Source organism: Dyella flava, assembly GCF_016904955.1.
Lineage (GTDB): Bacteria > Pseudomonadota > Gammaproteobacteria > Xanthomonadales > Rhodanobacteraceae > Dyella_B > Dyella_B flava.
Map to the genome: position 1 here is coordinate 155,883 of NZ_JADIKE010000036.1, position 17,739 is coordinate 173,621.

At 61.8% G+C, this 17,739-nt stretch carries 19 protein-coding genes; 13 read left to right on the plus strand and 6 right to left on the minus strand.

The window, feature by feature from the left end; all coding sequences use genetic code 11:
* Window positions 1–10 precede the first annotated feature (10 nt).
* Window positions 11–1,021, plus strand: coding sequence for a ferritin-like domain-containing protein (locus ISP19_RS12145; protein ID WP_204682472.1), 1,011 nt, complete (start codon window positions 11–13; stop codon window positions 1,019–1,021).
* A 93-nt stretch (window positions 1,022–1,114) separates the two neighbouring features.
* On the opposite strand, the gene hpnA is transcribed toward ISP19_RS12145, so the two are convergent.
* On the minus strand, window positions 1,115–2,098 hold the full coding sequence (gene hpnA, locus ISP19_RS12150) for a hopanoid-associated sugar epimerase (protein WP_204682475.1): 984 nt from the start codon (window positions 2,096–2,098) through the stop codon (window positions 1,115–1,117).
* A 272-nt stretch (window positions 2,099–2,370) separates the two neighbouring features.
* Here hpnA and ISP19_RS12155 point away from each other — a divergent pair, with 272 nt between their 5' ends.
* The 6 genes from ISP19_RS12155 (at window position 2,371) to ISP19_RS12180 (ending at window position 9,524) form a co-directional block, all read left to right on the plus strand.
* A complete protein-coding gene (locus tag ISP19_RS12155; RefSeq protein WP_204682477.1) occupies window positions 2,371–3,540 on the plus strand; it encodes a phytoene/squalene synthase family protein in 1,170 nt (389 codons plus the stop codon).
* The gene (gene shc, locus ISP19_RS12160) at window positions 3,537–5,528 is read left to right on the plus strand and encodes a squalene--hopene cyclase (protein ID WP_239556762.1); all 1,992 of its coding nucleotides are present in this window, start codon (window positions 3,537–3,539) and stop codon (window positions 5,526–5,528) included. Before ISP19_RS12155 ends, shc begins: the two co-directional genes overlap by 4 nt.
* On the plus strand, window positions 5,525–6,262 hold the full coding sequence (locus tag ISP19_RS12165; protein WP_239556763.1) for a phosphorylase family protein: 738 nt from the start codon (window positions 5,525–5,527) through the stop codon (window positions 6,260–6,262). The genes shc and ISP19_RS12165 overlap by 4 nt, the downstream gene beginning before the upstream one ends.
* Before the next feature lie 51 nt (window positions 6,263–6,313).
* Complete coding sequence (locus ISP19_RS12170) at window positions 6,314–6,685, plus strand: copper resistance CopC family protein (protein ID WP_204682479.1); 372 nt, start codon at window positions 6,314–6,316, stop codon at window positions 6,683–6,685.
* A gap of 127 nt (window positions 6,686–6,812) precedes the next feature.
* A complete protein-coding gene (locus ISP19_RS12175) occupies window positions 6,813–8,468 on the plus strand; it encodes a copper resistance D family protein (protein ID WP_204682481.1) in 1,656 nt (551 codons plus the stop codon).
* A gap of 153 nt (window positions 8,469–8,621) precedes the next feature.
* Window positions 8,622–9,524 (plus strand): polyprenyl synthetase family protein, encoded by a 903-nt coding sequence (locus ISP19_RS12180; protein ID WP_204682483.1) that lies wholly within the window; start codon window positions 8,622–8,624, stop codon window positions 9,522–9,524.
* Window positions 9,525–9,651: 127 nt separating this feature from the next.
* Here ISP19_RS12180 and ISP19_RS12185 read toward each other — a convergent pair whose 3' ends face one another.
* The 3 genes from ISP19_RS12185 to ISP19_RS12195 all read right to left on the minus strand — a co-directional run bounded on the left by ISP19_RS12185 (window position 9,652) and on the right by ISP19_RS12195 (window position 10,998).
* Window positions 9,652–10,002 (minus strand): hypothetical protein, encoded by a 351-nt coding sequence (locus ISP19_RS12185; RefSeq protein WP_204682485.1) that lies wholly within the window; start codon window positions 10,000–10,002, stop codon window positions 9,652–9,654.
* A 61-nt stretch (window positions 10,003–10,063) separates the two neighbouring features.
* Window positions 10,064–10,741, minus strand: a complete 678-nt coding sequence (bioD, locus tag ISP19_RS12190) for a dethiobiotin synthase (RefSeq protein WP_204682487.1) — start codon at window positions 10,739–10,741, stop codon at window positions 10,064–10,066.
* Entirely contained in the window at window positions 10,738–10,998 is a 261-nt protein-coding gene (locus tag ISP19_RS12195; protein ID WP_204682489.1) for a hypothetical protein, read from the minus strand. Before ISP19_RS12195 ends, bioD begins: the two co-directional genes overlap by 4 nt.
* 79 nt (window positions 10,999–11,077) lie before the next feature.
* Here ISP19_RS12195 and ISP19_RS12200 point away from each other — a divergent pair, with 79 nt between their 5' ends.
* The gene (locus tag ISP19_RS12200) at window positions 11,078–11,575 is read left to right on the plus strand and encodes a GAF domain-containing protein (protein WP_204682491.1); all 498 of its coding nucleotides are present in this window, start codon (window positions 11,078–11,080) and stop codon (window positions 11,573–11,575) included.
* Between the two features lie 17 nt (window positions 11,576–11,592).
* Here ISP19_RS12200 and yihA read toward each other — a convergent pair whose 3' ends face one another.
* Complete coding sequence (gene yihA / locus ISP19_RS12205) at window positions 11,593–12,249, minus strand: ribosome biogenesis GTP-binding protein YihA/YsxC (RefSeq protein WP_204682493.1); 657 nt, start codon at window positions 12,247–12,249, stop codon at window positions 11,593–11,595.
* Window positions 12,250–12,386: 137 nt separating this feature from the next.
* Here yihA and ISP19_RS12210 point away from each other — a divergent pair, with 137 nt between their 5' ends.
* The 5 genes from ISP19_RS12210 (at window position 12,387) to ISP19_RS12230 (ending at window position 16,140) form a co-directional block, all read left to right on the plus strand.
* On the plus strand, window positions 12,387–13,190 hold the full coding sequence (locus tag ISP19_RS12210; RefSeq protein ID WP_204682495.1) for a c-type cytochrome: 804 nt from the start codon (window positions 12,387–12,389) through the stop codon (window positions 13,188–13,190).
* A 56-nt stretch (window positions 13,191–13,246) separates the two neighbouring features.
* The gene (locus ISP19_RS12215; protein ID WP_204682497.1) at window positions 13,247–14,131 is read left to right on the plus strand and encodes a thiol:disulfide interchange protein DsbA/DsbL; all 885 of its coding nucleotides are present in this window, start codon (window positions 13,247–13,249) and stop codon (window positions 14,129–14,131) included.
* An 88-nt stretch (window positions 14,132–14,219) separates the two neighbouring features.
* Entirely contained in the window at window positions 14,220–14,882 is a 663-nt protein-coding gene (locus ISP19_RS12220) for a thiol:disulfide interchange protein DsbA/DsbL (protein WP_204682499.1), read from the plus strand.
* A gap of 53 nt (window positions 14,883–14,935) precedes the next feature.
* Window positions 14,936–15,718, plus strand: coding sequence for an endonuclease/exonuclease/phosphatase family protein (locus ISP19_RS12225; RefSeq protein ID WP_204682501.1), 783 nt, complete (start codon window positions 14,936–14,938; stop codon window positions 15,716–15,718).
* Entirely contained in the window at window positions 15,715–16,140 is a 426-nt protein-coding gene (locus ISP19_RS12230; protein ID WP_204682503.1) for a hypothetical protein, read from the plus strand. Before ISP19_RS12225 ends, ISP19_RS12230 begins: the two co-directional genes overlap by 4 nt.
* On the opposite strand, the gene ISP19_RS12235 is transcribed toward ISP19_RS12230, so the two are convergent.
* Window positions 16,051–17,649, minus strand: coding sequence for a glycoside hydrolase family 17 protein (locus ISP19_RS12235; protein ID WP_204682505.1), 1,599 nt, complete (start codon window positions 17,647–17,649; stop codon window positions 16,051–16,053). The two genes, ISP19_RS12230 and ISP19_RS12235, sit on opposite strands and share 90 nt — an antisense overlap.
* Window positions 17,650–17,739: the final 90 nt, after the last annotated feature.

Sequence of the window (17,739 nt, forward strand, 5' to 3'; positions counted from 1 at the left end):
GAATTTGAGTATGACGTTCCAACACGAGGCCTTCGATACCCAGTCCTTGGTGCCCGGCTTTCATGAGCCTGTGCTACCGACGGGTGAACCGGATGCTGCGACCATCGCTGCCTCCGAGGCGCGTACCCGGCACTGGTCGGGCAATGACCCGCAGCAACGCATCAAGTACGGCTCTGACGTGCACAAGCAGATGATGTGCCGGATGTTCGAGGAGACCTTCAATCCTTATCGTCCATCGGTGCTCAAGTGGCCGACATTGGATGAGGCCGCCCTGCATCGCATCACCTCGCTGCCGATCTGGGATATCGCCGTACAGACCGAAGGCAAGGCGCGCCTGCGCATGGCCGCCTATGCGCGCACGCTTCTCGATCCGCAGATGCGTAACGCGCTCGCGCAAAATGCCTGGGAAGAAAATCGCCACAAAGAAGTGCTGTCCAAGATGGTGCAGCACTACAACATTCCGCTGGTGCCGGAACCGCCGTATGAATATCCCAAGGATCCGGAATGGGCGTATCTGGTAACAGGCTATAGCGAATGCATCGACAGCTTCTTCGCTTTCGGCCTGTTCAAGGTGGCGCACGATTCAGGCCTGTTCCCGCCGGAACTGATCGACACCTTCGAACCGGTGATGCAGGAAGAATGTCGTCACATCCTGCTATTCGCCAACTGGGTGGCCTGGCATCGTGCCAACCTGGGATTCATCAAGCGCATCGCGTTCGAATGGAAGGTGTTCCGCGTGTGGTGCTTCCTTGGCCTGGAACGCATGGACCTGGCCAAAAGCCTGGACGCTGAAGGCAAGGAACACGCGCAGGACAACAACTTCACCGTCAATGGCGCCCAGTCGGTGACCGAAAAGGATCTGAGCGTCGTCGAGCTGATGGAATGGTGCCTGCGCGAAAACGATCGCCGCTTCGCTGGCTACGACCAGCGCCTGCTGCGCCCGACCACCATGCCGTTCATGGTGAAATGCGCATTGCCGGTGCTGAAGTTTTTCGAGCGGCGCAAGAAGGCCAAGAAATAAGAACTAGCGACGTAGGTTGGGATAAGGCGCAGCCGCATCCCAACGCCAACCCATATATTGCGATGTTGGGATGCGGCTGCGCCTCATCCCAACCTACGAGTGCCTTTGGACCTGGAACCACTTCACCGCATCTTCCAGCGCCTTGCGCGCAGGACGCGCCGTGTAGCCGAGCTCACGCTCGGCTTTCGCGCTGGTGAAGAACATGCGTTTCTTCGACATGCGCACTTCTTCCACCGTGGCAATGGGATTCATGCCCGTGAGGCGCGCCCACGCTTCGGAGATGTACGCGATCGGCATCACCACACCATGCGGCAGGCGCACCCTGGGCGGCGATCTCCCGGCGATATCCGCAATCTCCGTCAGTACCTCACGCAGGCTCATGTTGAAGCCGCCGAGAATGTAGCGCTCGCCAACCACACCGCGCTCAAAAGCCAGCCAATGTCCGTGCGCCACATCTTCCACGTGAACGATGTTGAGACCCGTATCGACATAGGCCGGCACACGTCCCGCCATGGCGTCGCGCACCACGCGACCTGTCGGCGTGGGCTTGATGTCATGCGGGCCAATCGGCGTGGACGGATTGACGATCACGATCGGCGCCCCCTCTGCCGCATACTGCCGGGCCACTTCCTCGGCCAGGAATTTGGAGCGTTTGTAGTGGCCGATCATGTCGTCCACCGAAACCGGCGTGCTCTCGCTCCCTGGCGTGCCGTCCTTGGGGATGCCCAGGGTGGCGACGCTGCTGGTGTAGACGATGCGCGGCACTCCAGCCCTTCTCGCAGCATCCAGGATCGAGCGCGTCCCATCGACATTGGCGCGATACAGCTCACTCGGATCCGGCGCCCACAGGCGGTAATCCGCGGCGACGTGGAACAGCGCATCACAGCCATCGCAGGCCGGCAACAGGGACTCGGCCCGGGTCAGGTCGCCCTCGACCACGTCCACATCAAGCCCCTGCAGATTGCGGCGATCCGAGCCCGGGCGGGCCAGAACCCGCACGCTGTGCCCGTCGCGCAACAGATGCCTGGCCACGGCCGAACCCACGAAACCGGTGGCCCCGGTAACCAGCGCCCTCACAGCGAAACCGCCGCGAATGCTAGCGGTGGCAAAGTGGCGGCAAAGGTTGACGCATTCGAAGAAATGAGAATTGTCATCACACAATTATGGACGAAAACCGCCTGCTGCTTCAGCATATTGGGCATGCCAACCCCACTTAGCCAGCCCAAAGCCAGCAAGCGTGCGTGTTCGCCTTACTCGTTCCTGAAGGGTTCGGGAGCTTCGATCAGAACCGCCATTCAAAAAGCGCACCCGTATTGGTGTGTCATAATTCCGCGGATTGAGGCACACCAATGATCGAATTTCACAATGCCACCGCCCCTGCCGGAAGCGAAGAGGCCAACACCTACCAGGACGCGATCCTGCCCAAGGTGTCCCGGACTTTTGCGCTGACCATCCCGCAACTCCCACCGGAGCTGCGTCGTGCGGTTGCGAACGCTTACCTGCTTTGTCGCATCGCCGACACCATCGAAGACGAGCCGGCCCTGTCGGCCGAACAGAAGCGCTCGTTCGAGAATGCTTTCGTCAGTGCGGTCACCGGTGACATTGATCCGCAGGACGTCGCCGACGAAGTCGCACCCCTGCTGTCGAACGAAACACTGGACGCCGAACGCGATCTGATGCGCCGGCTGCCGCTGGTGCTGCAAGTAACGCGTAGTCTTGCACCACCGCAACAGGCATCGATCGTGAAGTGCCTGAAGATCATGTCGCACGGCATGCACGAGTTTCAGCGCAAGGCCGGCCTGCATGGCCTGCCCACGCTGCACGACCTGGATCGTTACTGTTACTGCGTGGCCGGCGTGGTCGGTGAAATGCTCACCGAGCTGTTCGTCGATTTCGAACCGGCCCTGATCCCGCACCGAAACACCATGCTGCGGATGGCGGTGTCGTTTGGGCAGGGTCTGCAAATGACCAACATCCTGAAGGACCAGTGGGAAGATCGCACGCGCGGCGCTTGCTGGTTGCCGCAGGATATGTTCGCGCGTCACGGCGTGAAGCTGATCGAGCTGAAGTCGGGCAAACAAAACGCCGGCTATGCCGCCACCATGTCCGAACTGGTGGGCATTGCCCATGCGCATCTGCGCCAGGCACTCGACTACACCCTGCTGATCCCGGCCAAACATGCCGGCGTTCGTCGTTTCTGCCTATGGGCGATCGGCATGGCGCTGCTGACCCTGCGCAATCTGCAGAACAATCTGGATTTCTCCGCCGGCACGCAGATCAAGATTTCGCGCAAGGCCGTTGCGCGCACCATCCTGTTTACGCGGCTGTTCGGCAAGTCCAATGCGGCCCTGCGCTGGCTGTTCACGAGCACTGCACGCGGACTGCCGCTAACGCCGTTGACCGCCGAGTGGAGCGAGCCATCCAGTCCTGCACGCACGTGGCCCAAGCGCTCCATCCCGCATATTGCCGACGTCACCTGGCGTGAAACGGCGGATGCGCAGGAAGTCCACCATCAATGATGAATTCTTCGACGCCCAACACCGCCACCGCTACCGTCAACGACCTCTTCCAGACAGCCGAAACCAACGGCCTGGATGAAGCGATCGAACGCGGCCGGGTGGCCCTGCTCGCGCGTCAGCAGCAAGATGGACACTGGTGTTTCGAGCTGGAATCCGACGCCACCATCACCGCCGAATACATCCTGATGATGCATTTCATGGATGAGATCGACGACGTGCTGCAGGAGAAGATGGCGCGCTATCTGCGCGACACTCAGGTGAAAGATGCGCACGGCGGATGGCCGCAGTATTACGGTGGCGACATCGATCTGTCGTGCACGATCAAGGCGTATTTCGCGCTCAAGGCTGCCGGTGACGATCCCGAAGCCGAGCACATGCGCATGGCACGCAAGGCCATCCTTGCGCTCGGCGGCGCGGCGAAGGCCAACGTGTTCACGCGCATCCTGCTGGCACTGTTCGAACAGGTGCCGTGGCGCGCGACGCCATACGTGCCGGTCGAGATCATGTTGCTGCCGCGCTGGTTCCCGTTCCACATCGAGAAGATCTCGTACTGGGCGCGCACCACGCTGGTGCCGCTGACCGTTCTCTGCTCGCTCAAGGCGAAGGCCGCCAATCCGCGCAAGATCCATATTCGCGAATTGTTCGTCACGCCGCCGGAGCAAGAGCATCACTACTTCGTTCGGGGCGGGCTGCTCAATCGCACCTTCCTCGTGCTGGACAAGATCGGTCGTTTCGCCGACCGCTTCATTCCGAACAGCGTACGACGGCTTGCAGTGAAGAAGGCCGAGGCTTGGTTCATGCCTCGCTTGAACGGCGAGGACGGCATCGGTGCGATTTTCCCGCCGATGGTCAACAGCTACGAAGCCATGAACCTGCTGGGATATCCCAAGGATCATCCGGCTCGCCAGACCTGCCTGCGCTCGATCCAGAAACTGGTCGTTCACCGCGCCGACGGCTCGGCCTATTGCCAGCCCTGCGTATCTCCTATCTGGGATACCGTCTGGAGCGCACTCACCCTGATGCACACCAGCGGTGACGACGCCACGCAGGACGCCATCGCCAGGTCGACCGACTGGCTGACGTCCAAGCAGGAACTGGAACTCAAGGGCGACTGGGCCGTGCAGGCACCCGACCTCGCGCCAGGCGGCTGGGCCTTCCAGTACAACAATGCGTACTACCCGGATATCGACGACACGGCGGTGGTCGCGGCGTTGCTGCATATCCAGGATCGCCGTCGCGGCGAGTCAGGCCGTCATCGCATCAATACCGACCGTGCCATGGACTGGATGATCGGGTTGCAATCGAAGAACGGTGGTTTCGCCGCATTCGATGCCAACAACACGCATTACCACCTCAACGCGATTCCATTCGCTGATCACGGCGCGCTGCTCGATCCACCCACCGAAGACGTCACCGGCCGCGTGGTCGCTGCCTTGGGCGTACTCGCGCGCCCGCAGGACCAGGAAAGCCTGCGCCGTGGCATCGACTACCTGCGTTCGACGCAGCTGGAAGACGGTAGCTGGTGGGGCCGCTGGGGCAGCAACTACATCTACGGTACCTGGAGCGTGCTCGCCGGTCTTGCCCTGGCGGGTGAAGATCCGCGCCAGCCCTATATCCGCAAATCGATTGAATGGCTGCGCTCGCGCCAGCACGCAGATGGCGGCTGGGGCGAAACCAACGACAGCTATATCGATGCGGCGCTGCGCGGCACCAACCGCAACGTCAGCACGCCGCAATCCACCGCATGGGCCGTACTCGCGCAACTCGCGATGGGTGAAGCGCAGTCCGATTCGGTCAAGCGCGGCATAACCTTCCTGCTGGCCCATCAGCAAACCAGCGGTGCGCTTGCCGGGCTCTGGTATCACCCCTCGCACAATGCGCCTGGTTTCCCGCGCGTGTACTACCTCAAGTATCACGGCTACACCGCGTACTTCCCGCTGTGGGCACTGACCCGTTACCGGCAACTGACGCAATCGGCCGCAGCTTGAGCAAGCCCTCGGCCATCCGCACAACCGGCATCGTCGTGGCGCTGGTATCGGAGGCCAGGACGCTAACGTCTCGGAACGCACAACCGGATGGCATGACACCGCTCGACCAGGGTGCTGCGCTCTGGCTCAGCGGCATGGGCCCGATCGCTGCGCGGCGCGCAGCGCAAGGCCTGGCCGACGCAGGCGCAACCGCGTTGGCGGTGTTCGGCGTCGCGGGTGCGCTGGATGGACGCTTGCGCAACGGCTCGCTGTTCTGCCCGGAGCAGATCGTTGACGAGCGTGGTCGTGCCTATCCCACCGATGCACCGTGGCGCACACGCCTGCAGCAACGACTTGCAAGCACGCAACTGCCGCTGCACACGAACGGCTCCCTGCTTAGCGTGCAGAACCCGTTGCTGACCACCGCCGACAAATCGGCTGCACAGCAGCGACATGCGGCATTGGCGGTCGACATGGAAAGCGGCGCCGTCGCTGAAGTTGCCGGCGAACGCGGCCTGCCCTTTATCGTCTTGCGGGCGATTGTCGATGAAGTGGAAGACACCATTCCTGCCGCCCTGAATAACAGCGTCGACGCATGGGGACGTCCCCGCCCCCTCGCCCTGATCACCGCCCTGTGCCGCCACCCGTCGGTCTTGTCCGACCTGCCCCGACTATACTCACGCATGCAGCGCGCCACCCAGGCGCTGAGCACCGCCGCCAAGGCGACGGGCTCCGCGATGGCCTGGCCATCCTGACTGAAATTTTCGTATGCCGTTAACGGCAAAGCCCTACTGGAGAACAGCCTGATGTCCTTGCGTCGTCATTTTGGAACTTTCCTGGTTGCTGCGGCTTGCACCGTCGCCAGCATGTCCGTCTCGGCCCACGCCATCCTGATCGACAGCATGCCCAAGCCCAATGGCACGGTGACCGCGGGTCACGTCGACATGTTCTTCAAGTACAACAGCAAGATCGACCAGCATCGCTCGCGCCTGACCCTGGTCAAGTCCGATCAGAGCCAAACCGTGCTGACCATCGCCGTCGACAGCGGCAAGCCCAACGAGCTGGACACCAGCGCCGATCTCGCACCCGGCACCTACACCATTCGCTGGCAGGCGCTTGCGCTGGATGGCCATATCACCCGCGGCGACGTGCCGTTCACGGTCACGGCCAAGCCGTAACCTCAAGGATGAGCGAAGAAAAAAAGTGAGAGAAAGCCTGTCACTTCGGCTCGCTGCGAGCTGAAGCGGCTTTTCTCTCACTTCTCTCCACTCACTCCTCACTCATCTTCCTTGCCCGAGCGCACCCGTGGAACTTCTCGTCGACATCTTCGGCTACCTCAGCATCATCCTGCACGGCTTCACCATCGTCGCGCAGTCGATGACGCTGGGCGGCATCCTGTTTCTGGTGTTCCTGGTACGGCCGTTTGCACGCCTGATTGAGCAAGGCGACGACCTGCAGCGGCGCATCACGCGCCTCACCATCTATAGCGCCATCGGCCTGATCATTGTCGAACTCGCGGGCGTGGGCTTGCAGGTGGCAGTAGTGATGTCAACGGTCGACCTGGGCTTTTTTGATGTCATGCAGGCACCGTTCGCGATTGCCGGCACGGTCAAGATCCTGTGCGCGCTGCTGCTGATTCCGTGCCTGGGCAAGCGTGTTGCTGCCAGCCCGCTGGCGTCCGTATTGCCATTGCTGATCGGCGCCGCGGAACTGACCGCCGCCACCTTCACCACGCACGCCTATGCGCGTCTGGATAACAACGCGCTGCTGCTGTTTGTCGAAGGCTTGCATCAGTTCGGCGCCGCGATCTGGGTTGGCGCAATTCCATGCTTCGTCCTGGCGCTGAGTCATCTGCGCGATGTGAACGGATGGCGTCTGGTTGGCGCACGCTTTTCGCGTATGTCGATGATCGGCGTGGCCAGCATCGTGATTTCCGGTGCCGTGATGAGCCTGTTCTATATCGGCAGTCTGCAAGGCTTCTACGGCACGGCCTATGGTGTGATGGTGGGCGCGAAGATCGCCATGTTCCTCGCCCTGCTTGCATTGGGCGCGGGCAACCTGATGGTCACCGAGCGGCTGCGCAAGAATCAGGATGCCTCGGTCATCCGCCTGCGCCGCTTCGCCGAAGTGGAAATCGGCATCGGCTTCACCATCTTCTTTGCGGCAGCATCACTGACGTCCGTACCACCCGCCGTCGATCTCACCACCGACCGCGTCACCTTGCACGAAATTGCCGTGCGCAATGCACCAGCGTGGCCGCGCTTCACCTCACCCGATCACGACAAGCTCGCGATTTCGCAAATGCAAGCGCAATTGGACCAGGAAGCCACCCAACGTGGGCAGGTCGCCGCACAAGCCAATGTGCCAGGCTCGGGCATCCTGCCGCCACGCAACGCCGACGACATTGCCTGGTCCGAGTACAACCATCACTGGGCCGGTATCTTCGTCTTGCTGATTGGCTTCCTGGCCTTGCTCAACCGCGCTGGCGTCAGATGGCTCAAACATTGGCCGCTGCTATTCCTGCTGATGGCCGGTTTTCTGCTGGTGCGATCCGATCCTGAAGTGTGGCCGATGGGCAGCGAGGGGTTCTGGGTGGCCTGGCGCGATGTGGAAGTGGCCCAGCATCGTTTCTTCGTGGCGCTGATCATCCTGTTCGGCATGTTCGAATGGGCGGTGCGCACGGGACGCTTGCACAATCCGAAAGCGGCACTGGTATTCCCGCTGCTCGTCTCGGTGGGCGGTGCGATGCTGCTGACCCACAGCCACCAGATTTCCAACGTCAAGGATCAGCTGCTGATCGAGCTGACTCACACCCCGCTGGCCCTGGCCGGCGTCTCGGCCGGCTGGGCGCGCTGGCTGGAACTGCGCCTGCCTGGGCGCGGTGGCCGCATCGCGGGCTGGGTCTGGCCGATCTGCTTCATGCTGGTGGGCGTGATCCTGCTTTGGTATCGCGAAGCCTGAGCATGAGATATGCATGGAGAGGGCGAGAAGTGAGCAAAAGCCTGGGCTTTCGCTCACTTCTCGTTCCTCACCGCTGCCACCCTCCGCGGATAGGGCAGCAGCCATAGCGGGATGTTAAAATCGGCGGATCCCTGCGCGCTGCCCGGACCCTGCATGAGCCTGATTTCACCCCAAGTTTCCGCCTTCGATACCCGCGTGACCGCCTACCTGCAAAGGCTGGAGCGCACCATGGATGCGGTGCTTCCCGCTGCCTCGACGGATCCCGCGCGATTGCACGAGGCCATCCGTTACGCCTGCGAAGGCGGCAAGCACCTCCGTGCGCTGATGGTGTACGCCGCTGGCGAAACGCTTGCCGTCGCTCCTGAGAAACTCGATGCCGCCGCCTGTGCGGTGGAACTGATCCACGCTTATTCGCTGGTACACGACGACCTGCCTGGCATGGACAACGACGACCTGCGTCGCGGCCGACCAACCGTGCACAAGGCCTATGACGAAGCCACCGCAATCCTGGTGGGCGATGCCTTGCAGACGTCTGCATTCGAAGCGCTCGCCACGACGAATGCACTCGACGCGGAGCAGAAGGTGCGGATGATCACCGCGCTCGCGCACGCCTCCGGCTCACTGGGCATGGTTGGCGGGCAGGCGGTGGACATGGCGTCCGAGAATCTCACCCTGACGCTTGCACAGCTCGAATCGCTGCATGCCCGTAAAACCGGCGCCTTGATTCTGGTCACCTGCCAGCTCGCCGCGATCGCCGCGAACGCATCGGAAACGGTTCGTAACGCACTTGATCGATACGGCCGTTGCATCGGCCTTGCGTTCCAGATTCAGGACGACGTGCTGGATCAGATCGCTGATACCGCCACGCTCGGCAAGACTGCCGGCAAGGATCTCGCCCAGCACAAATCCACCTTCCCGTCCCTGCTTGGACTGGAGCAGGCGCAGCAGCGTGCAAATGACTTGTTCGACGAAGCACGCGATGCGGCACGCAGTATTTCAGGCAATGCCGATCCGTTGCTGTGGCTGGCCGATCATATTCAGCAGCGCAAGCACTAACCGCGCAACCAGAAGTCGAAACAGTGAAAAGCAGCTGCGCACACGCGCAGCTGCTTTTTTATGTCAGTGCGTTTGTCAGACGCCGGTCAGGTAAAACACCTCATCTCGCTCAAACCGCACCGACTACTTACGCCGGGCGTACGTCGTGCAATTGCCAATGGTTACCGATCAACCAGTTCAGGCGTTGGCGCAGGATGCTCATCGGCAGATCGGAAGTCACTTCCACGTCGGTGTGCAGGTCCACCGCCTTCGCGCTTACATTTGCCAATTGATCAGTGACGCCAAGTCGCACATCGACGCTATCCGGATCAGGCTGCAATGCACGCCAACGCTGAAACAGCAAAGGGCTACGCAAGGCTTCCTGCAGGGCAGCGGCAAAATCATTCGGACCGGCACCGTCATAGCTCAACGCCGCCTCTGCGCCACGCGCATGCGGAAGGTCTTTGATCTGGATGTAATAGCGGCTGCGGTTGGTCATTAAAGACTCCCTCTGTGGCTGACCGTATCGTCAGGAACCGGTGTGCGATTCCTGTTCCTGTTCAAAAAGTGATTGCTGCGCAGTCGAGCAAACTCGCCGCCTGTTCCGGCGCCACGCCGTGCGGCAGGATGCCAAGACAAGGCACCGGCAGCAGCGTGCGCAAAGTCTGGATATTGTCCTCCACCGCGTCCATGTGCGGGTCGACGCGGTTCCCAATCCAGCCAATCAGCTTGCAGCCGTCCGCCACTACCGCTTCTGCCGTCAACAAGGCGTGACTCAGGCAGCCCAACCGCAAGCCGACCACCAGCACCACGGGCAAATCCCAGGATCTGGCGATATCCGACGCAAACAATCCCGGCGCCAGCGGGACACGCCAGCCGCCCACGCCTTCGACCACCACCGCGTCATAGCGCGCGCGCAAAGTGTCAAACGCAGCGCGCAACGGCGGCAGCGTGATCGTCACGCCTTCATGCGCAGCGGCAAGATGCGGCGACAACGGTTCGCGTAGCGCAAGCGGATTGACGATCTCGTAAGCAGGCGCGGAAGAACCTGTTGCGATCAACAAGGCGAGCGCATCTTCGTTACGCAATCCGTCGGCGGTTTCCATGCAACCGCTTGCGACCGGCTTCATGCCGCAAACGCTTTGCCCTGCTGCGCGCAGGGCATGGATCAAGGCGCAGGCCGAATGGGTTTTGCCGATGCCGGTATCGGTCCCGGCGATAAACAATGCAGACTTCATGTTACTTGTGCCAATGCGCGTCTCGACCAGCGCCCCGCCGGATGGCAGACCGCAGTGAGCAAGACATAAATCATACCCGGCAGCGAGAGCGACTCGCTGTCGTTGATCGGTGGCAGGACCGGCATCGTCAACGAGGACAGCGGGGCCATCGCCAAGGGGCCGTATTGTACGTAATACGTCGCGCGCGCCTCGATAAACCGGCTGGCAGAAAGTGATCGTGATGGCCGCCGTTGCGCAGACTCGTCATGCTTGCTCATGATCCGCAGGCTCCCCTTGTGCCAAGGCACTTGGCATCCCATGTTAGATCACCAGCTTTCAGAATTCGGATTGTCCGCCATGTTCGAGATCAAGACCGGCCAGGCCAACAGCAAGCGCGAGCTTTACGCCGACCTGGCCCAGCAGGCCGAAGGCATGCTGGCCGGAGAACCCGACCTGATCGCCAATGCCGCCAATTTTTCCGCACTGGTATTCCACAGCCTGCCCGATCTGAACTGGGCCGGCTTCTACCTCTATGACGGCACTGAGCTGGTCGTCGGACCGTTCCAGGGCAAGCCCGCCTGCATTCGCATCGCGCTGGGCAGGGGCGTATGCGGCACCGCAGCGCAAACCCGCGAAACCCAGGTCATCCGTGACGTACACAGCTTCGACGGCCATATTGCCTGCGACGCGGCGTCGCAGTCGGAGATCGTGGTGCCACTGGTCAAGGCCGATGGCAGCCTGCTGGGCGTGTGGGATGTGGACAGCCCGTCGATCGCACGCTTTGACGACGAGGACCGCGCCGGTATGCAGGCACTGTGTGACATCTTCATGCGGGCGGTAAACCAGCAAGCGTAAGCCCGGCAGGGGCGTGGTTATCGCTCCGCCAGGCTTTTCGTTCTGACATTACCTTCCAGGAGCTGCATCACCGCACTGCGCGCTTCTTCCACGCCGGTGCCATCCGCGGAAGAAAAAATCTGCACCGTGGCCGGGGTGCCCACCGGCAGCTCCTTGCGCAGCGCCGCAAGCGACTGGCTTGCCTGATTCCGCGACAATTTGTCCGCTTTCGTCAGCAAGACATGGCAGGCAAGCTCGGTATTGAGACAGAAATCGAGCATCATCCGATCAAATTCTTTCAAGGGATGACGGATATCCACGATCAGCACTACGCCGCGCAGGCTGCGACGCTCATGCAGATAGCGATCAATCTCGCGCCGCCAATGTTCGCGCAAGGCTTCAGGCACCTTGGCGTAACCGTAACCGGGCAGATCGATCAGGCGCGCGTCCAGCGCTGGCAACGCCGTGCCGTGCACGATGGGCGGCAACGAGAACGCCACCATCTGCTGCGTGCGGCCCGGCGTCTTGGAGGTACGCGCCAGCCCTTTGTGGCCAGTCAACGCATTCAATGCGCTGGACTTGCCCGCGTTGGAGCGGCCGGCGAATGCAACTTCCGCTCCCTCGTCGGCGGGCAACTGATTGATGCGGTGGGCGGCGAGCACGAATTGTGCGCCTTGCAACGGGTTAGAACTCATCTGTCGTCGTTTGACCGGCTAGTATGGCGTGGGGATAATTTGGAATGCTCTGATCAGAGTACCCCAAGGTTCTGCCAGTCACGGTCGCTGAGGGTGCGTACCGAACATTCGTAGCAGTATTTCCTGGAGGCAAGTGTATGAGTTTTCGGCTCGCCGGTTTTCGGCCCGCTGTAGTGAATGCAGTAGCCCTGATTCTTGCTCTCTCTGCCGGCGTCGCACTTGCGCAGAACACCAAAGGCCAGACAGCCCCGACACCCGCTACGACAGCCGCCGCCAAGCCGGCCGCCGCGAGCACGGCAGCGGCGCCTGCCGCATCCGCCGCGGCGGCAGGTGACAACGACATGGCCTCTGCCAAACCGGGCGACGCCACCGCAGGCCAGGCCAAGGCTGCCGCCTGCGGCGCCTGCCATGGCATGGACGGCAACTCGACCGATCCGCAGTATCCGAAACTGGCCGGGCAGCACGAGATGTACATCGCGCACCAACTGCATAACTTCAAGTCCGGCTCCCGCCAGAACCCGATCATGCTGGGTATGGCTACCCCGCTTTCCGATCAGGACATGCACGACATCGGCGCCTATTTCGCCAGCAAGCGCTCACTGCCTGGCGTAGCTGATCAGGCCCTGGTCGACCGGGGCCAGAAGCTCTATCGCGAAGGCGACCCGGCCCGCGGCATTCCGGCTTGCATGGCCTGCCATGGCATGGACGGCCGCGGCAATCCGGGCGCGATGTACCCGCAGCTCACCAGCCAGCATGCGCAATACGTGGAAGCCAAGCTGAAAGATTTCCACGACGGCGTCAGCTGGGGCAACGAACCGCATGCGCAGATCATGCCGGCGATCGCCAAGCAGCTCGACCCACAGGACATCGCCGCGCTGGCCAGCTATATCGAAGGCCTGCACGTGGCCGACAATAACGCCTCTGTGGCCGCATCACCGTAACTTTCGACCGGTTATGTTGTCCAAGGCTTTTCCGTTTCCCCCTCCCGAGACCAGCCATGCTGAAGCGTCTGACTTTCCTTTGTGCGGCACTGCTTGCGGTAAGCGCCTGCAGTCATAACGGTTCCGATAACGGCACCGCCCCACAGCCCGCCCCAGCACAGACCTCGGCTCCGGCCGCACCAGCCTCGCCGGCTCCGGCGGCCAGCACGCCGGCTGCCGCCTCGACCGCCGCAGCAAGCAGCAGCACGGCCCCTGCGCCGGCAGCCGCCAGCACCACGGCTCAACAGCAGAAGCCCTCCACCCCGGCCGCGCCATTCGTGGATGACGGCAAGTGGGTGGAAGGCAAGAACTACTTCACCATCGAGCCGGCCCAGCCGACCAGCAATCCGGACAAAATCGTGGTGACGGAAGCGTTCTCCTACGCCTGCCCGGCCTGTAACGCGTTCCACACCACCGCCGACCAATTGGCCAAGAGCCTGCCCTCGAATGCGGAGATGAGCTACCTGCCGGTCTCGTTCCGCCCCGACGAAAACTTCCCGCTGTTCCAGCGTGCGTATTTCGCCGCCAAAGCCATGGGCGTTGCGGACAAGACCTACGACGCAATGTTCGATGCGGTCTGGAAGTCCGGAGAGCTGGCCTCCGACGATCTGACCACCGGCCGGCCGAAGCCGCAGTCCGCCTGGCCGACGATCGATGACATCGCCAAGTTCTACGCAAAATATGGCGTCGATCCGAAGGAATTCGTCGCCGTGGCCAACTCTTTCAGCATCAATACGCAGATGAAGCGCGCCGATGACATGGTTAAGGCTTATGGTGTCGACGCCACCCCAACCATCATCGTGAACGGCAAGTACCGCTTCACGCCCGGCGACGCTGGCGGCTATGCGCAAAGCATCGAGCTCACCAAATGGTTGGTCTCGAAGGAAGCGGCCGGCAAGTAAGTCCAACACTCCAGCGCCCGGTTCGCCGGGCGCTTTTTCTTTGATTGATCGACAACGGCACGAGCGCCGTTACCCAGCAGGAAGAACCATGTTCAAGACCGCCCGATCCCGTTTGACTGCCCTGCTCTGCGGCCTGGTGCTGACCACCGCCTGCAGCGCGGCCAGCTCCGACAAGTCTGCCGCGCCGTTCACCGACGGCAACGAATACGTCACCTTGCCTGCGCCTTATCAACGTTACAGCAGCAGCGGCAAGGTCGAAGTGGTGGAAGTGTTCTCCTATGCGTGCATCCACTGCGCCGAGTTCTCGCCCTATGTGGACCAGCTGCGTAAGGATCTGCCGCCGGGCGTGGAGCTCAAGCAGGTGCCGGCGCCGTTCAACGACGCCTGGGTACCGTTCGCCCGCGCTTACTATGCAGCAAAGAAGCTGGGCTTGTTCGAGCGGACCAACGACGCGCTCTTCGACAAGAAGTTCAAGGAGCAGTATCCGATCAACTCGATGGATGAAATCGCCGACTTCTATGCCAGCGAGGGCGCCAATCGCGGCCAGTTCATGGTGATTGCCAACTCACCCGAAACCGATGCGCAGATCAAGAAAGATCTCGCGCTGATTCAGACCTGGGGTGTGGACGGCACGCCGACCATCGTGGTTGACGGCAAGTATCGCAGCGCCAACATCAAGGACTTCCCGCAACTCGTGGCGCTCACCAAGTGGCTGGTGCAGCGGGAACTGAACGCCGACAAAGGGAAATGACTGCTCGCAGCGTCGTTCACACGAATGACGCCGCAAGCGTATAACGTTGGATCATGACCCGCGCCCCCGCCAAACAACGGCTGCGCTTGCTGAGCTGCAACATCCTGGCCGGCGCCAGCGTGCAGCGTTACCGGCAATACGTAACACGCAGCATCAACGCGGTGCTGCCTGGACGCAGCAAACTCGAGAACCTCGATCGTCTGGCCGAACTGCTCCCGCAGTTCGACGTGATCGGTTTGCAGGAAGCTGATGCCGGCAGCCTGCGCTCGGGTTTTCTCAACCAGACGCGCTACCTCGCCGAAACCTCGGGCATGCCGTTCTGGAGCCATCAGCCGAATCGCCCGGTAGCGCAGCTTTCGCACACCGCCAACGGCTTGATCTGCCGACTCGAGCCGCAGGCCGTGATCGACTATCCCTTGCCCAGCCGCATTCCCGGCCGCGGCGCGCTGCTCGCGCACTTCGGTGATGATGCCAACGGCCTGGCGGTGATGATCGCGCATCTCTCACTGAGCGCACAGGCGCGTACCAAGCAGCTCGGCTTCATTGCCGAAGTACTGCAGGATTATCCGCATGCCGTGCTGATGGGCGATCTCAACACCGATGCACATAGTCGGGAAATGCAGCATCTGTTCGAGCGCTGCGATCTGCAGCCGCCAGCGCATCCAGTGCTCACCTTTCCCAGCTGGAAACCCAAGCGCGCACTGGACCACATCCTGGTTTCACCCGGCATCCGGATCGAAAAAGTATGGACGCTGCCGCAAGCTTTCTCCGATCATCTTGCGTTGGCCGCTGAAATCCAGCTCCCCGCCCCTTTCGTCAAACCACATCATCGATGACCGCAAAACAACTGCTCAACGTAACCTGGCCATGGCTTCTGATCGTGCTGATCGGACTGTTTTCGACATGGCTGCGCTACGGCTTTATCGAGCCGCCGGCATTGGCGCATATGTGCGACGACCCCGCCCATGGGCCGTCCTCATGCGGCATACGCCGCTTCATCGTGCTTGGCTTCAACAGCTACAGTTTTGGCATCGCCGCCCTGGTGGCCTCCGCGCTTGCACTGATCATGAAAAAGCCGGCGATGGCCTGGCTGGCCGCGGCGCTCGGCTTGTTCGCGGTGATCATGTATTGCTATTACGCCGGTGCGGTCGCGCTGCTGATCGGCTGCTTACGCCTGCTGCGCCTGCAAGCGAACCGTATGCCAGCGCCAGGCCACCAGCACGGGCAAGCTAATCGCCAGGTTAAGACCCAGCCATAGCCACGCCACCTTGTTCATGCCGACTTCGGCCACCACCGGCGCGATCGCGAGCAATGGACCGACACAGGCCATGAAGCGCTGCTCCGCGGACGGCATGGACCGCTCATGCGTAAGCAGTCCGAATACGCCGTAAGCCACGCAGGGCAACAGGAACAAACCCATCGGGAAATCCAGATAACGGCCGTCGAACGCCATCAGGATGTCGTAGAGCACCAGCCCGAACAGCGAACAGAAACGCCACCAGGATGCCGGCTCGGAATGATCATGATGATCGGCCAGATGCGCGGCGATGCGCCGGGCCAACACCGCAGCGACACACAACGCGGCGAATAGACAGACCGACGACAGCACCCACTCCCACGGCGCTGCGCACGCAAACGTCATCTGCCGGATCTGCCACGCTGCCGAGGTACCCGCGGCAAAGCCAGCCATCAGCAAGGCCAGCCAGCCTCTCACACCGCGCCACTTGCGGCCCACGCTGCCTACGATGGTAAAGACGACCGCACCAAGCGCACCAGCCAGCCAGCCCAGCCACCAGCGAGGATCTTCAGTCACCGGTCCGCGCATCGGAAATTTCGGGTGCGCATTCGAATCGAAAATGCCCCAGTAGCCACCCACGGTGCCTTCCAGCGCACGCTTCCATGGCTGATCGAAGGTCTCGATCACGTTGTACGGCATGTTCACGGTCGCCGCGTAACGCAGGAATTCACGCAGGTAAAGCGCTTCATCCACGATGCTGGGTTCGGCCGAACGACGCAGGCGCCCCGCGCTGGGCCAACCGGTTTCACCGATCATCAGCGGCTTGTCCGGGAACACCTGCTTCATGTGCGTATACACGTCTTCGACGTGCTTGACCGCATCAATGGCCCGCACCGGCTTGTCCTCCCAATAAGGCAGGATGTGGATGGTGATGAAATCCACATACTTCGCCATCTGCGGGTATTTCAGCCAGCGCTCCCATACGTCGGCATAGGTGACAGGAATCGATGCCGGCGTCGCCGCGCGCACGGTCTGGATGTATTGGATGAGACGTTTCGGCGAAAGATCGCCGCGCAACAGCACTTCGTTACCGACAACGATGCCGCGGATCACCTTGGGATTGGCGTTGGCCGTGGCAATGCCCATCGCCACGTCCTGCTCGTTGAGCTTTTCCACGCTGCCGAGCCAGATGCCCATCAGCACCTGCATGTGGTAGCGCGCGGCAATGGCAGGCACGGCGTTGAGACCGTTGCTCTGCGAGTAGGTACGCACGCAGTCGAAGCGCTGCGACAGCGTACGCAGATCCTCGTCGATGCGTTCCGGCGTGATGATGTAGTGCTGGTTGAAAGGTGTTTCACCGGGCTTGCGGAACGGCGCGTAGGATACGCAGGCAATACGATCGGACGGCGCATCCGGCAACGTCACGGGCCGTCCGACATTCCACCACCAGGTCGCGCCAGCCAGCGTCGTCAGCACCAGCGTCAGCCAGGCCAGTCCGTAATGAGCGACGTTTTTCGACGGTGGCAACATGCAGGTCCTGCCGATGCAGCGTAGTGGAAGCGCGCAAGCTTACCAGCCCACCGGCCGCGGATATGCTCACTCATTTTCGACGCCGCGGCT

Bases quoted from the DNA above. Each gene is read 5' to 3' on its own strand.
- ISP19_RS12145 (WP_204682472.1), top strand. From the start codon at position 11: ATGACGTTCCAACACGAGGCCTTCGATACCCAGTCCTTGGTGCCCGGC.
- ISP19_RS12155 (WP_204682477.1), top strand. From the start codon at position 2,371: ATGATCGAATTTCACAATGCCACCGCCCCTGCCGGAAGCGAAGAGGCC.
- shc (WP_239556762.1), top strand. From the start codon at position 3,537: ATGATGAATTCTTCGACGCCCAACACCGCCACCGCTACCGTCAACGAC.
- ISP19_RS12170 (WP_204682479.1), top strand. From the start codon at position 6,314: ATGTCCTTGCGTCGTCATTTTGGAACTTTCCTGGTTGCTGCGGCTTGC.
- ISP19_RS12180 (WP_204682483.1), top strand. From the start codon at position 8,622: ATGAGCCTGATTTCACCCCAAGTTTCCGCCTTCGATACCCGCGTGACC.
- ISP19_RS12185 (WP_204682485.1), bottom strand. From the start codon at position 10,002: ATGACCAACCGCAGCCGCTATTACATCCAGATCAAAGACCTTCCGCAT.
- bioD (WP_204682487.1), bottom strand. From the start codon at position 10,741: ATGAAGTCTGCATTGTTTATCGCCGGGACCGATACCGGCATCGGCAAA.
- ISP19_RS12195 (WP_204682489.1), bottom strand. From the start codon at position 10,998: ATGAGCAAGCATGACGAGTCTGCGCAACGGCGGCCATCACGATCACTT.
- ISP19_RS12200 (WP_204682491.1), top strand. From the start codon at position 11,078: ATGTTCGAGATCAAGACCGGCCAGGCCAACAGCAAGCGCGAGCTTTAC.
- yihA (WP_204682493.1), bottom strand. From the start codon at position 12,249: ATGAGTTCTAACCCGTTGCAAGGCGCACAATTCGTGCTCGCCGCCCAC.
- ISP19_RS12210 (WP_204682495.1), top strand. From the start codon at position 12,387: ATGAGTTTTCGGCTCGCCGGTTTTCGGCCCGCTGTAGTGAATGCAGTA.
- ISP19_RS12215 (WP_204682497.1), top strand. From the start codon at position 13,247: ATGCTGAAGCGTCTGACTTTCCTTTGTGCGGCACTGCTTGCGGTAAGC.
- ISP19_RS12220 (WP_204682499.1), top strand. From the start codon at position 14,220: ATGTTCAAGACCGCCCGATCCCGTTTGACTGCCCTGCTCTGCGGCCTG.
- ISP19_RS12225 (WP_204682501.1), top strand. From the start codon at position 14,936: ATGACCCGCGCCCCCGCCAAACAACGGCTGCGCTTGCTGAGCTGCAAC.
- ISP19_RS12230 (WP_204682503.1), top strand. From the start codon at position 15,715: ATGACCGCAAAACAACTGCTCAACGTAACCTGGCCATGGCTTCTGATC.
- ISP19_RS12235 (WP_204682505.1), bottom strand. From the start codon at position 17,649: ATGTTGCCACCGTCGAAAAACGTCGCTCATTACGGACTGGCCTGGCTG.